Source organism: Rathayibacter sp. PhB1 (assembly GCF_004362935.1).
Taxonomy (GTDB): domain Bacteria; phylum Actinomycetota; class Actinomycetes; order Actinomycetales; family Microbacteriaceae; genus Rathayibacter; species Rathayibacter festucae.
This window is the reverse complement of the sequence record NZ_SNYD01000006.1, coordinates 120995-134529: the sequence shown is the minus strand read 5'-3', so window position 1 is coordinate 134529 and position 13535 is coordinate 120995. Positions and strand designations below refer to the sequence as shown.

The following is a 13535-nucleotide window of genomic DNA, read 5'->3' as shown; positions in this document are numbered from 1 at the left end:
GCTCCGGGGAGCGGTGGTGCGTCACCGCACGTCGACGGCGACCCTCGCCCCTGAAAGGGGCACAGTGAGCCACGCTATGCAGTGCGGGTGCCCGGCCTGTGAACCGGACGTTTCATGAACGTAAACTCACCCACCGACATCGGGGCCGCAGGCCCGTCTTCGCGGCCTCCGTCCGGGAACGCGGGCCATGATCGGGAGATGATCTCCTTCGAACTGGCCAGGGCGCTGCGGACCGCGGGTCTGCGCTGGGCACCGGTCACCGGCGACCGTTTCCGCATCGAGCGCGAGGGGTTCGACGGCGACGTCTTCACCGTGAGCGACATGACGATCGAGGCGCACGAGTACGAGACCGGCACGGTGCTCGGCTTCAACGGCACGACCGAGTGGGCGCTCGACTCCGTGGCGCTCGACGACTCGCTCTGGCTGCCGCGCGAGGACCAGCTGCGCGAGCTGCTGCGCGGCACGTTCCGCGCGCTGCGCCGCGTCGCGGACGGCGGGCCGGTGCGCTTCGCCGTGACCGTCGAGCTCGCCGGCGAGCAGCGCGACTTCGAGGACGAGATCGCCGAGAACGCCTATGCGGAGGCGCTGCTCGCGCTGGTCAGCTCGGTCGCGGTCGACCTCGACGACGTGGACGAGCTCGCCTGAGCCGATCCTCCGGGCCGCTCGGGCTCAGGACGCCGCCTTCTCCTCCTCCTCCGCTTCGGCCGTCGAGGCCGCCTTCTTCGCGGCGGGCTTCTTCTTCGGGGTGATCTTCTTCGGAGCGGCCTTCTCGTCGTCGGTCTTCGCGGCGCTCTTCTTCGCCGGCGCCTTCTTGGCGGCGGTCTTCTTCGGCGCCGAGTCCTCGTCGGCCGAAGCGTCCTCGTCCGCCTTCCTCCGCGTCGCCCGCTTCTTCGCCGGCGCCTTCTCCTCGGAGTCCGCGGACGCCCCCGCCTTCGCCCCGCGGCTGCGCTCGACCGAGCGCTTCAGCGCCTCCATCAGGTCGAGCACCTCGCCACCGCCCTCCTCCTCGGGCTTCTCGCCGAAGGTCGCGGAGGTGTCGAGGGCGTCGCCCTGCTCGATCTTCGCGTCGATGAGGGTGCGCAGCTCGGCCTGGTAGGAGTCCTGGAACTTCGACGCGTCGAAGTCCTCCGAGTAGGAGTCGACCAGGTGCGAGGACATCTCCAGCTCGCGGGCCGCGATCCGGGTGGTCCCCTCGAGCGACGGGAACTCGACCTCGCGGACCTCGTCCGCCCAGAGCAGCGTCTGCAGCATCAGCAGCTTGCCGCGCACCCGCAGCGCCGCGAGGCGGGTCTTCTGCCGGAGCGCGAACTCGACGATGGCGGTGCGGTCGGTCTCCTCGAGGGTGCGGCGCAGCAGCACGTAGGCCTTGGGGGAGGAGGAGTCCGGCTCGAGGATGTACGCGCGGTCGAACATGATCGGGTCGACCTGCTCGCTCGGCACGAACTGCACGACGTCGATCTCGCGGTCGCGCTCCTCCGGCAGCGCCTTCAGCTCGTCCTTGGTGAGCACGACCGTGCGCTCGCCGTCGTCGTAGGCCTTGTCGATGTGATCGAAGGTGACGACCTCGCCGCAGATCTCGCACTTGCGGGCGTAGCGGATCCGGCCGCCGTCCTTGTCGTGCACCTGGTGTAGGGGGACGTCGTGGTCCTCGGTCGCGCTGTAGATCTTCACCGGCACGTTGACCAGGCCGAAGGTGATCGCGCCCTTCCAGATGGCTCGCATGGCCCCAGTGAACACCGTGCGCCGCCGCGGCGGGAAGCCCCGCCCCTCCCGCGAGATGCCACTTGTGCACGCGACACGCCGTGGAATCGCGTCACAAGTGGCATCTCGCGGCGCGGAAGGGGGGGCACTCGACGTCCTTTCGGGCGGCGGGTGTCGAATGGACGGCGATGACTGACGAGAACCGGCCCGCCGACAGGCTCCGCGCCGCCCTGACCGCCCCCGACGCGTCGTCCCGGCTGCAGGCGGCGATGACGGCCGGCACGCGGCCCGCCGAGGAGTACGCCGCGGTGCTGGTGGAGCGCTGCGCCGTCGAGCCCGACTTCGGCGTGCGCGAGATGCTGACCTGGGCGCTCACCCGCCACGAGCCGGCGGTCACCGTCGACCTGCTGCTGCCCGAGCTCGAGTCCGAGACGCCGCAGGCCCGCAGCCAGGCGCTGCACACGCTGTCCAAGGTCGGCGATCCGCGCGCGTTCCCGGCGATCACGCCCGCGCTGCTGCACGACGAGCACCCCGCGGTCGCGCACGCCGCCTGGCGCACCGCCGCCCGGCTCGCCCCGGACTCCGAGCGGCCCGCGCTGGCCCGGCAGCTCGCGGAGCACCTCGGCGAGCGGGACCGCCCGGACCAGCGCGCCCTCACCCGCGCGCTGCTGATGCTCGGCGACGCCGCGGCCCCCGTCCTCGAGGCCGCCGCGCGCTCGGAGGAGGACCCCCGCCGCTTCCACGCCCTCGCGACCCTCCGCCTCCTCGCCGACCCGGACGAGGACGTCGAGGAGGCCTTCGCCCGCGCCCGCCGCCCCTGACGCGCCCGACCGCTCGGAAGCGGACCGGCAGGACCCTGCTGATCGAGCAGCCCGCGCAGCGGGCGTATCGAGATCCACCAGCGTCAGAAGCCGAGTCTGCGGACCCGCCCGGCTGACGACGGTGGGTCTCGATACGCCCCTGCGGGGCTACTCGACCAGCATGGGTCGCCCAGGCGGCTGCTCGACCAGCATGGGTCGCCCAGGCGGCTGCTCGACCGGCGTGGCTCTGCTCAGAGGGCTGCGCGTCCGGTGTGGAGGTGGCCCACGGCTCTCCTCCATGCTGATCGAGTAGCCCGCGGAGCGGGCGTATCGAGATCCACCAGCGTCAGAAGGACGAGTCTGCAGACCTGCCCTGCGGATGATCGTGGGTCTCGGTACGCCCCTGCGGGGCTACTCGACCAGCAGGGGTCGCCCAGGCGGCTGCTCGATCAGCGTGAAGAGGGCTGCGGCCGCGTCCTTCTCCACACCACCGAGACGCGAAGCGGCCTCCTCACTCCGACGGTGGGAACGGGTGAGGCGTCCCGCCCCCGTCGAGGCGTCCTGCCGGAGCGGGACGCGTCGACCGGAGCGGGACGCCTCGGGTGGTGCGGTGGCTACGCGCCGATGAGCACGCCGCGGTCGGCGAGGTACTCGCGGATCAGACGCTCAGCGCTCGCCCGGTCGGTGATGCCGTAGCGGTCGATGATCTGCTGCACGTAGGGACGCGCGATCGCCTCGGTGATTCCGAGCTCGGCCGCGATCTCGCGCGGCGAGAGGCCGGCGGCGATCAGTCCGAGGACCTGCTCCCTGGTGGGGAGCACGAACGGCGGGGTGGTGGGCTCCGGCTCCGGCGTGGTCGGGTCCTTCTCGGCGTCGATCGCGGAGGTGTCCTCGGCGAACGAGGCGGTCACGAAGGCGATCGCCTTCGAGGTGATGCCGAGCGCCTCCTGGTTGATGTTCGCCAGGTCGTCGCCGGCCGAGTGGTAGTTCGGGTCGTGCGCGATGCCGACGGTGCCGCCGAAGAGCGCGGCCTCCTCCTCGGTCTTGATGTCGTCCGCTCCGGTGAACAGGCCCGAGGCCGGGATGCCGGCGGAGATGAAGCCGTCGTAGTCGCTGCGGCCGTCGAACGCGGTGTCGATCCAGGGCTGGTCGATCGAGTCGAAGTAGTCCGTGAACGCCTTCTCGGTGGCGATGGAGCCCGCGGGCACCTCGACCGGGGCCTCGTAGGTGGACTCGTTCGCGTCGTAGACCGAGACGACGTAGTTCGGCGAGGCGACCATGTCGAAGTTCAGGTAGGTCGCGATGTCACCGGCCTCCTCCTCGGAGAGCGAGTCGACGTAGGTGTACGAGCCGACGAGCCCGACCTCCTCGGCGCCCCACCAGGCGAAGCGCACGGCGTTGGTGGTCTCGCCCGCGTCCGCGAGCTGGACGGCGGTCTCGAGGAGCGTGGCCGATCCCGAGCCGTTGTCGTTGATGCCGGGACCCTCGGGCACGCCGTCGAGGTGCGCGCCGAGCATGACCACGTTGTCGTGGTCGCCGCCGGGCGTCTCGGTGATGATGTTGAAGGTGTCGGTGTCGGTGGTCGTCTGCTCGAGGACCAGCGTCGCCGTGCTGGGCAGCGCCGCGATCAGCGACTGGCCCTCCTCGAGCGTCACGCCGACCGACGGGATGTAGCTGTCGTCGGGCGCGCCGAGCGTGCCGTTGAGCGCCTCGCCGGGAGCGTTGTTGTAGATGATCACGGCCGAGGCCCCGGCGGCGCCGGCGGCGGCCGACTTCTCCGAGAAGCTGCAGGTGCCGCGGCTGACCAGGGCGACCTTGCCGGTCGCGTCGAGTCCGGCCCAGGCGTCCGCGTCGCAGCCCAGCGGGTCGACCGGCTGGATCAGCTCGCCGGTGACGCCGCCCTCGGGGGTGGAGGGGGTGAACGACATCGGGATGCCCTCGACCGCGGGGGTCGTGGTCAGCGAGAACTCGTCGATCGTCTGGGTGGTGGTGGTGAAGTCCTGGCGCTCGGTGGTGTAGCCGGCGGCCTTCAGCACGGCCTCGACGTACTGGCCGCTCTGCTCGTAGCCCTCGGTGCCGATCGCGCGGTTGCCGTCGTTGGCGTCCGCGATCGCCTGGAAGGCCTCGAGGTGGTTCATGATGCCGTCGACGGTCACCGTATCGGCGAAGTCGACGGGCTCGACGGCGTTCGCCGCGGGAGCGAAGGCGAAGCCGGCGACCAGCGCACCGGCGCCGATCATCGCGGCGGAGCCGAGGAGTGGACGTCGACGTCGTGCGCCGGAGGTGTCTTCAGTGGTGGTAGCCACAGGTGGTCCCTTTCGTCGAGGGCGGCGGCCGTCGGACCGACGGCCTCCGTCGCCCTCGCTGTGCTGAGAAGCGGCGGTGCCCTCTGCGAGCGTATTCACAGGTCGCGCGCGAATGACACCCCTTCGCGGCACTTGTCACCCGGTGGAAACACGGAGCGCCGTCCGCGGTCGGAGCGCGTCTCAGGCCGTCGCGTCGCTCTCGGCCCACTCGCGGAGCATCGCGATCGTCTCGGCGGGCCGGTCGCGGTGCGGGCTGTGACCGGCTCCGGCGACCACCGCGTAGCGGACGCGCGGGTTCGCGTGGAGGACCCGTGCGGCGAGGGACGGCGGGAAGAACGTGAACACCTGCGGGTCGCCCGCGAGCACGAGCGCCGGCGCCTGCAGGGTCGGGACGTCCGCGAGCAGGTCCCAGGGGTCGTTGTCGTCGACGGTCGCGGCGACGGCGGACGGATCGGCGGCTTTCGCGGCGCGGAGCTTCTCCGCCCGGTCGCGCTCGTCCCAGAGCGGCTCGGCAGCGGCGAGCTCGTCCGCGGTGACGGCGAGAGCGGCGAGCTCCTCCGCGCGCACCTCCGCCCGCGACTCGGCGGGCAGCTGCAGCACCGGGTCGAGCAGCACCAGCCGGGCGGCCCAGCCGGTATCGCGCGCCGCCGCCCTGACCGCCACCGCTCCGCCGAGGGAGTGGCCGACCACCAGGTCCCAGGTGCCGGACGGAGCGCGCAGGGCGAGCACGTCGTCGGCGTAGTCGTCGTGCCGGGACGACCCGCCGCGGGCGCCCGCACCGTGCCCGCGCAGATCCGGAGCGGTCACGCCCCACCCGGCGCCGGTCAGCCCCTCGGCGACCCGCCACCAGGTGCCGGAGGCACCGCCGAGTCCGTGCAGGAGGAGGGCGGTTCTCGTCTCCGGGGCTCGCGTCGTCATGCCGCCAGGCTAGGGCGCGTCAGTCGAGGCTCGGATCGCGGCCGGTGCGCTCGCCGGTCGCGAGGGCACTGATTCCTGCCAGATCCTCCGCGTCGAGGGCGAAGCCGAACACGTCGAGGTTCTCCCGGATCCGCGCGGGCGTCACCGACTTCGGGATCACGACGACTCCGAGCTGCACGTGCCAGCGCAGCACGACCTGCGCGGGCGAGACGCCGTGCTTCGCGGCGATCGAGGCGAGCGCGGGCTCGTCGAGCAGGCGGCCGCGGGCCAGCGGCGACCAGGCCTGGGTCACGATGCCGTGCGCGGCGTCGAAGGCGCGCAGCTCGTCCTGGGGGAGCCGCGGGTGCAGCTCGACCTGGTTAATCACCGGCACGACCTCGGTCTCGCCGAGCAGCCGCTCGAGGTGCTCGACCGCGAAGTTCGAGACGCCGATCGAGCGGGCGCGGCCCTCCTGGCGGATCCGCTCCAGCGCGCGGTAGGTGTCGACGTAGCGGTCGCGGGAGGGGATCGGCCAGTGCACGAGGTAGAGGTCGACGTAGTCGGTGCCGAGGAGCTCGAGGCTGCGGTCGAAGGCCTCGAGCGTCTCGTCGAAGCCGTGGTCGTCGTTCCAGACCTTGGTGGTGACGAAGACCTGCTCGCGGGGGAGGCCGCTGGCGCGGATCCCCTCGCCGACGCCGCGCTCGTTGCCGTAGAGGGTCGCCGTGTCGATGTGCCGGTAGCCGGCCTCGAGCGCCGTGGCGACCGTGCGGGCCGCCTCGTCGTCGCCGATCTTGTAGACGCCGAGCCCGATCTGCGGGATCGCCCGTCCGTCGTTCAGGGGGACCAGGGGAACGCTCATCCCCCCATTCTTCCCCCTCCGCGAGATGCCACTTGTGCGCACGACACGCCGCGGAAGCCGGTCACAAGTGGCATCTCGCGGCGAGCGTCAGAGGTGCCGGCGGTCAGAGGTGCCAGTGCAGCTCGCCGTGCGGGCCGACGCGGACGGTGTCCTCGATCAGCGCGGCGAGGCCGGCGACGCCGAAGAGGAGGCGGCGGTCGTCGCGAGCGGCCTGGCTGGTGTGCACGAAGCGGCGGACGGCGAAGTAGTCGTCGTGTCCGGGCTGGAGGCCGTCGACGAGGCCCTGCTCGCCGAGGGCGCGCAGTCCGCGGCCCGGTCGGCGGGCGGGCCCGAGACCGAGCCAGAGCGTGCCCGTCTCGAGCAGCACGACGGTGCTCGGCACGATCGCGCCGGCCCGCAGTCGCCGGGCCGTGATCTGCCAGCCGAAGCCGAGATGGTGCACCCGGATCGGATGCGGTCCGCGCCAGGCGTGCGAGGGGTCCTCCGCGCGGTAGTAGACGGGGCTGGGGCGGAACGAGCCCTGCCAGAGCGCCGCGGCCAGCTCGCCGGCCCACTCGGGCGTCTCGGGGTCGGCCCAGGGGTCGAGGACGTGCGCCTCCTCCGCCTCGCGCTGATGCTGGCGGACGAGTTCCTCCGCGTCGTCGCGCAGTGCCATCGGCAGCCCCTCCGTCCCGTGCGAGCCCCACCCTAAGGGGGACAGGCTGGGAGCCTCAAGGGAGCCGGGTCGGAGCCGAGTGGGAGGGGCCTCCGCGCAGAGGCGTCAGAGGCCGCCGACTCAGGTCGGCAGCTCCACCGGCTCGGTGTCGGGCAGCGGGCTCGCGTCGCGGCCGCGGAGGTCCGGGTGGAAGCGGCGGCCGAGCGCCGGGACGACGAAGCCGACGAAGGCGAACACCGCGGCGACCACGATCGCGGCCGTCGGGCCGGACCGGTCGATCTGCACGCCCGCGATCGCCGAGCCGAGCGCCGCGCCGATCAGCTGCCCGGTGCCGACCCAGCCGTAGGCCTCCGCCGTGTCCGAGAACTTCACGCTCGCGGCCGTGATCGTGAAGAGCGCGGCCAGCGCCGGCGCGATGCCGACACCGGCCAGGAACAGCGTGATCGAGAGCCACCAGAAATCGGTCGAGAACGCCGCGAGGCCCATGCCGACGGTGACGATCAGCATCCGCCGCGCGGTCGCCCAGCGGCTGATCGGGATGTGGCCGAGGGTGAGGCCGCCGACGAGCGAGCCCGCCGCGAAGACCGCCAGGACGACGCCCGACTCCACGCCGCCCTCGCCGAAGACCGCCACGACGCCGGCCTCGACCGCGGCGCAGGCGCCGACCAGCAGGAAGCCGACGACGGTCGCGAGCAGCACCGGCGGCTTGGTCAGCACGACGCCGAGCTTCCGACGCGAGCGCGGGATGCGCACCCGGCCGACCTCGGGTGAGGCGATGAACCAGATGCCGCCGCCGACGAGGAAGAACGCGGCGGTGAGGATGCCCGCGACGGTCGAGATCTGGATCGAGACGAACGTCGTCAGCACCGGGCCCAGCACCCAGATGATCTCCTGCGCCGACGCGTCGAGGGAGAACAGCGGGGTCAGCTGCGAGCTGGGCACCATCTTCGGGTAGATCGTCCGGACCGCCGGCTGCACGGGCGGCATGCTGAGGCCCGAGACGAAGCCGATGACGACGAACTGCCAGATCTCCAGCGGCAGCACCGCCATCGCGATGATCGCGGCCGCGCAGACGATGAGGGTGGCGGTGAGCACCCGCCGCATCCCGAGCCGGCCCATCAGGCGGCTGGTCAGCGGGCCGGCGATCGCCTGGCCGATCGACATCGAGCCGAGCACCAGGCCGGCCGCGGCGTAGGAGTCGTGCACGCGCTCCACGTGCAGCAGGAACGCGAGCGAGAGCATCCCGAACGGGAAGCGCGCGGTGAGCTGGGCCGCGATGATGCGACCCACGCCGGGGGTTCTCAGGAGTTCGGTGTAGCTGCCCACCGGACGACACTAGCGGCCCGCGGCGGCCCGCCGGCGTCGTCCGCCGAACCGGCCGCCGGCGGTCCCGGTCAGCCCGCGAGGACCTTCCGGATCCGCTGCAGCGACACGCTCTCGACGGTGCCGAGGCTCTGCGCGAAGAAGCTGATCCGCAGCTCCTCGATCAGCCAGCGCGCGCGCACGAGACGCTCCGGCGCGTGCGGCGGCAGCGGGATCGTGCCGCCCGCGGAGCGGTAGAGCTCCTGCGCCGCCTGCACCTCGTTCAGCCAGACCCGGTCGCGGCCGACGTTCTCGCCGATCTTGCCGAAGCGCTCGGTGATGCCGGCGAGGTAGCGCGGCAGGTGCCGCAGCCGCTCGAGGCCGGTCGCGGAGACGAAGCCCGGGTGCACGAGCCCGGTCAGCTGCTCGCGGGCGTCGGTCAGCGCGGGGAGCAGCGCCATGCTCGTCGAGGCCTTGAGCGCCTTCTCGACCCCGCGCGCCGTGGTGAGGATCGTGGTGACGGTCTTCACGGTCTCGAACATCGAGTCCATCACGCTGCCCGAGACCCGGTCGCGCACCGCGTCGAACTCGGCGCGGAGGAAGAGCATGCCGTCCGGCTTCATCCGCCAGAGGACCGCGTCGACGCAGGCGAGCAGGCAGTCGCCGAACAGCGCCGTCGTGTTCTGGTACGGGCTCTGCGCGAGCACGAGCTTCTCGTTCGCGGTCAGGTACTGCTGCACGTAGGCGACCGGGCTGGGCGTCGCGAGCAGCAGCAGCCGGCGGACGCCGCGCGGGTGCTCGCGCGCCTGGTCCTCCGCTGTCGCGAGCAGGCGGATCGAGACGGAGTCGCCGTCGTCGATCAGTGCCGGGTAGGCGCGGATCGTGTTGCCGCCCTGGCGGGTGTCGGTGACGCGGGGGAGCTCCGCCATGTCCCACGTCTTGATCCCCCGGCGCTCGAGGGCGTCGGGCACGCGCGCCTCGACGACCCGGGCGACCTCGTCGCGGACCCGGCCGCGCAGGCGCTCGGCCAGCGGCGCGAGCTCCTTGCCAGCGGCGACGGTGCGGCCGCGCTCGTCGGCGATCGCGAAGGTGACGCGGAGGTGCGCGGGGATGCGCTCGAGGTCGAAGTCGGAGGCGCCGATCACGACGCCGGCCTCGCGGCGGATCGCGCCGGCGAGGGTCGCGGCGAACGACTCCGTCGGCGGATTGGGCACGTCCTGGGGGAGCGCGGCGGTGAGCTTGCGCGCCCAGTCGTTCGCGGGCACGACGTTCCTGCGCAGGTGCTTGGGCAGTGCCTTGATCATCGCGGTGACGAGCTCGGCGCGGAGCCCCGGCACCAGCCAGTCGAAGCCGAGCGGCGTGACGCGCGGCAGCAGCGCGAGCGGCACGTGCACGGTGACGCCGTCCTCCTCCGTGCCCGGCTCGAACCGGTAGGAGAGCCGGAAGCGCTGGTCGGCCTGGCGCCACTGGGTCGGGAAGGCGGTCTCGTCGATCTGCTCCGCGTCCTCGGGCAGGAGGGTCTCCTGCGTCATGGTCAGCAGGTCGGGCTCGTCGTGCTGCGCGGTGCGCCACCAGGAGTCGAAGGAGCGGACCGAGGTGATGTCGCGGGGGACCCGGCGGTCGTAGAAGTCGAAGACGGCCTCGTCGTCGACGAGCAGGTCGCGGCGGCGGGTGCGCTCCTCGAGGCGCTCGAGCTCGGCGCGCAGGGCCCGGTTCTTCCTGTCGAAGGCGTGCCGCGCGTCCCACTCGCCCTCCACGAGGGCATGGCGGATGAACAGCTCGCGGGCGTACCCGGCGTCGATCCGGGAGAACTGCACCCGGCGCCGGGCGATGATCGGCACGCCGTAGAGCGTGACCTTCTCGTAGGCGACGGCCGCGCCCTGCGCCTTCTCCCAGTGCGGCTCGCTGAACTGCCGCTTCACGAGGTCGCCGGCGATCGCCTCGGCCCAGGCCGGATCGATCGCGGCGTTGGAGCGGGCGAACAGCTTGCTGGTCTCGACCAGCTCCGCGCTCATCAGGGCGTCGGGCTGCTTCTTCGCCAGCGCGCTGCCGGGGAAGATCGAGAACTTCGCGTTGCGGGCACCGACGTACTGGACGCTCTGGCGCTCGCGGTTCTTCGCCGCGCGCTGCGCCTGCTGCGAGGTGGTGTCCTTGATGCCGAGGTGCGAGAGCAGACCGGCGAGCAGGCTCCGGTGGATCCCGTCGGGGTCGACCTTCGGCTCGCCGAGCTCGAGCTTCAGCGGCCGGGCCAGCTGGCGCAGCTGGCGGAAGACGTCCTGCCACTCGCGCACGCGGAGGTAGTTGAGGTACTCGGCCTTGCAGAGCCGGCGGAAGGCGCTGGAGGAGAGCTCGGCCTGCTTCTCCTCCACGTAGTTCCAGAGGTTGAGCAGTGTCAGGAAGTCGCTGGTGGGGTCGACGAAGCGGGCGTGCTGTTGGTCGGCCTGCGCGCGGCGCTCGAGCGGGCGCTCCCGGACGTCCTGGATCGTCAGCCCGGCGACGATCGCCATCACCTCGCGGCTGACGTCGTGCTTGCGCGACTCGATCACCATCCGCCCGAACCGCGGGTCGATCGGCAGCCGCGCGAGATCCCGCCCGATCCTGGTCAGCTGAGGCGCTTTCTCGGCCCCCGTTCCCCGCGAGATGCCACTTGTGACGCGTTTCTGCGGCGTGTCGCCCTCATAAGTGGCATCTCGCGAGGGGGAGTCGGCGGGGGTGGCGGGGGAGCGGAGGGCGCCGAGCTCGGTGAGGAGGTCGAGGCCGTCCTTGATGCCACGGGAGTCGGGCGGGGTGAGGAACGGGAAGCCGGCGATGTCGCCGAGCCCGAGCGAGATCATCTGCAGGATGACGGCGGCGAGGCCGGTCCGCAGGATCTCCGGATCGGTGAACTCGGGGCGGCGCTCGAAGTCCTCCTCCGAGTAGAGCCGGATCGCGATGCCCGCACTGGTGCGGCCGGAGCGGCCGGAGCGCTGGTTCGCCGACGCCTGCGAGATCGCCTCGATCGGCAGGCGCTGCACCTTCGAGCGGGCGCTGTAGCGGGAGATGCGGGCGGTGCCGCCGTCGATCACGTAGCGGATGCCGGGGACGGTGAGGCTGGTCTCGGCGACGTTGGTCGCGAGCACCACCCGGCGCCGGACCCCCGGGGTGCGCCCGCGCTCGAAGACGCGGTGCTGGTCGGCGGCCGACAGTCGGCCGTAGAGGGGGAGGACCTCGGTGCCGGGGAGGTTCCGGCCGCGGATGGCGTCCTCGGCGTCGCGGATCTCGTTCTCGCCGGAGAGGAAGACGAGGACGTCGCCCTGGTCCTCGCGCGCCAGCTCGGCCAGCGCGTCGGCGATGCCGGTCATCAGATCGCGGCTGCCGCTCGTGGCGTCGGGGACGTCGGTGTCGTCCTCCTCCTCGGGCTCCTCGGCGACGAGCGGGCGGTAGCGGATCTCGACGGGGTACGTGCGGCCGGAGACCTCGATGATCGGCGCGGGCTCGCCGGCGGCGTCCCGGAAGTGCTCGGCGAAGCTCTGCGGGTCGATCGTGGCGGAGGTGATGATCAGCTTGAGGTCCGGGCGGCGGGGCAGCAGCCGGTGCAGGTATCCGAGCAGGAAGTCGATGTTGAGGCTGCGCTCGTGCGCCTCGTCGATGATGATCGTGTCGTACCGGCTGAGCATCCGGTCGTGGTTCATCTCGTTGAGCAGGATGCCGTCGGTCATCAGCTTGATCCGGGTCGACGCGCTCGCCTTGTCGGTGAAGCGGACCTGGTAGCCGACGATCCCGCCGACCTCGTCGTCGAGCTCCTCCGCGATGCGCTCGGCGATGGTGCGGGCGGCGATGCGGCGGGGCTGGGTGTGCGCGATGCTCTCGCGGCCGAGCTCGAGGCAGATCTTGGGCAGCTGCGTCGTCTTGCCGGAGCCGGTGGCGCCGGCGACGATCACGACCTGGTGGTCGCGGATGGCGGCGGCGATGTCGTCCCTGCGCGCCGAGACGGGGAGTTCGGGAGGATACCGGATGCTGAGGACGTCTGACATGAGCCCTCCATCCTACGGCGCCGTGACATGATGCCCAGGTCTCCCGGCGGAATCCCGCGGGCGGCCACCCGCGCCGAGCGGGCCGAGCAGAGAGCCGAGTGTGAACACGCAGTCCCTCCTCGTGATCCTCAACATCGTCCTGCTGATCCTCGCGATCCGGGGCGTGCTGGCGAACGGGCGGCTGTCGAAGGTCGCGAAGGTCGGCTGGGTGGCGCTGATCGTGATCCTCCCGTTCGCGGGGAGCATCGCGTACCTGGTCTTCGGCCGGCGGGCGAGCGGCGGCGGGACCTCGCCGGGGCCGCAGCGGCCGACGGGGTGGTTCTTCGAGCGCTGAGGCGTCCTTCGGCGTCTGACGTGCTGGCGGGTGGGGTGGACGCGGTACCTCGTCGCGGCTCCTTCCCGCGCGCCTGCGGCGCGCCCGCCAGACCCGAGCCAGGAGCCGCGACGAGGCACCGCGTCCACCCCGCCGGAAGCGAGGGTGGGCGCCGAGGGAGGCGTCCATCCCTTCGGGAGGAGACAGCGCCGAGGGGTGGCGTCCATCCCTTCGGGATGAGACTCGACGTCGTCAGCTCCGACGCTGGTGCGTCCCTCGGAAGGAGATGCCCGCACCTCATGCTGGTCGAGTAGCCCCGGAGGGGCGTATCGAGACCCGCCGTCGTCAGCAGGGCGGGTCTGCAGACTCGTGTTCGGGCGCCGGTGGATCTCGATACGCCCGCTGCGCGGGCTACTCGATCGACATGAAGTCAGCAGATCATGCTGGTCGAGTCGTCACGCGGGGGCGCATCGCAGTCATGCCGGTCGAGTGGTCCCGCAGGGGCGTGTCGCAGTCATGCTGGTCGAGTAGCCCCGGAGGGGCGTATCGAGACCCGCCGTCGTCAGCAGGGCGGGTCTGCAGACCCGGCCTCCTGGCGGTGGTGGATCTCGATACGCCCGCTGCGCGGGCTACTCGATCAGCATGGGCAACTCCGCGCGGAGCGTGGGCCTCATCTTGAACAGCTGTTC

The 13535-nt window shown here is 72.1% G+C and carries 10 protein-coding genes; 3 read left to right on the top strand and 7 right to left on the bottom strand.

Annotated features, from left to right (window positions below; all coding sequences use genetic code 11):
* Positions 1 to 198 precede the first annotated feature (198 nt).
* Positions 199 to 645 carry a hypothetical protein gene (locus EDF17_RS16190; protein ID WP_123447657.1) on the top strand — a complete coding sequence of 149 codons (447 nt, stop codon included), beginning with the start codon at positions 199 to 201 and terminating at the stop codon, positions 643 to 645.
* A 24-nt stretch (positions 646 to 669) separates the two neighbouring features.
* Here the strand turns inward: EDF17_RS16190 and EDF17_RS16185 are convergent, their stop codons facing one another.
* Positions 670 to 1722 (bottom strand): Ku protein, encoded by a 1053-nt coding sequence (locus EDF17_RS16185; protein WP_123447656.1) that lies wholly within the window; start codon positions 1720 to 1722, stop codon positions 670 to 672.
* Between the two features lie 167 nt (positions 1723 to 1889).
* Here EDF17_RS16185 and EDF17_RS16180 point away from each other — a divergent pair, with 167 nt between their 5' ends.
* Positions 1890 to 2522, top strand: a complete 633-nt coding sequence (locus EDF17_RS16180) for a HEAT repeat domain-containing protein (protein ID WP_123447655.1) — start codon at positions 1890 to 1892, stop codon at positions 2520 to 2522.
* Between the two features lie 593 nt (positions 2523 to 3115).
* Here EDF17_RS16180 and EDF17_RS16175 read toward each other — a convergent pair.
* The 6 genes from EDF17_RS16175 to hrpA all read right to left on the bottom strand — a co-directional run bounded on the left by EDF17_RS16175 (position 3116) and on the right by hrpA (position 12533).
* On the bottom strand, positions 3116 to 4807 hold the full coding sequence (locus tag EDF17_RS16175; RefSeq protein WP_243732934.1) for a M28 family peptidase: 1692 nt from the start codon (positions 4805 to 4807) through the stop codon (positions 3116 to 3118).
* A gap of 180 nt (positions 4808 to 4987) precedes the next feature.
* Positions 4988 to 5725, bottom strand: a complete 738-nt coding sequence (locus tag EDF17_RS16170) for an alpha/beta hydrolase (RefSeq protein ID WP_123447653.1) — start codon at positions 5723 to 5725, stop codon at positions 4988 to 4990.
* Positions 5726 to 5744: 19 nt separating this feature from the next.
* Positions 5745 to 6563, bottom strand: coding sequence for an aldo/keto reductase (locus EDF17_RS16165; protein WP_123447652.1), 819 nt, complete (start codon positions 6561 to 6563; stop codon positions 5745 to 5747).
* A gap of 103 nt (positions 6564 to 6666) precedes the next feature.
* Positions 6667 to 7218: a hypothetical protein gene (locus EDF17_RS16160; protein WP_123447651.1), complete on the bottom strand. Its 552-nt coding sequence runs from the start codon at positions 7216 to 7218 to the stop codon at positions 6667 to 6669.
* Positions 7219 to 7338: 120 nt separating this feature from the next.
* A complete protein-coding gene (locus tag EDF17_RS16155) occupies positions 7339 to 8544 on the bottom strand; it encodes an MFS transporter (protein WP_123447650.1) in 1206 nt (401 codons plus the stop codon).
* A 68-nt stretch (positions 8545 to 8612) separates the two neighbouring features.
* Positions 8613 to 12533 (bottom strand): ATP-dependent RNA helicase HrpA, encoded by a 3921-nt coding sequence (gene hrpA / locus EDF17_RS16150; protein WP_123447649.1) that lies wholly within the window; start codon positions 12531 to 12533, stop codon positions 8613 to 8615.
* A 100-nt stretch (positions 12534 to 12633) separates the two neighbouring features.
* Between hrpA and EDF17_RS16145 the strand changes: the two genes are divergently transcribed.
* Complete coding sequence (locus EDF17_RS16145) at positions 12634 to 12867, top strand: PLD nuclease N-terminal domain-containing protein (protein WP_123447648.1); 234 nt, start codon at positions 12634 to 12636, stop codon at positions 12865 to 12867.
* The last annotated feature ends 668 nt before the right edge of the window (positions 12868 to 13535 follow it).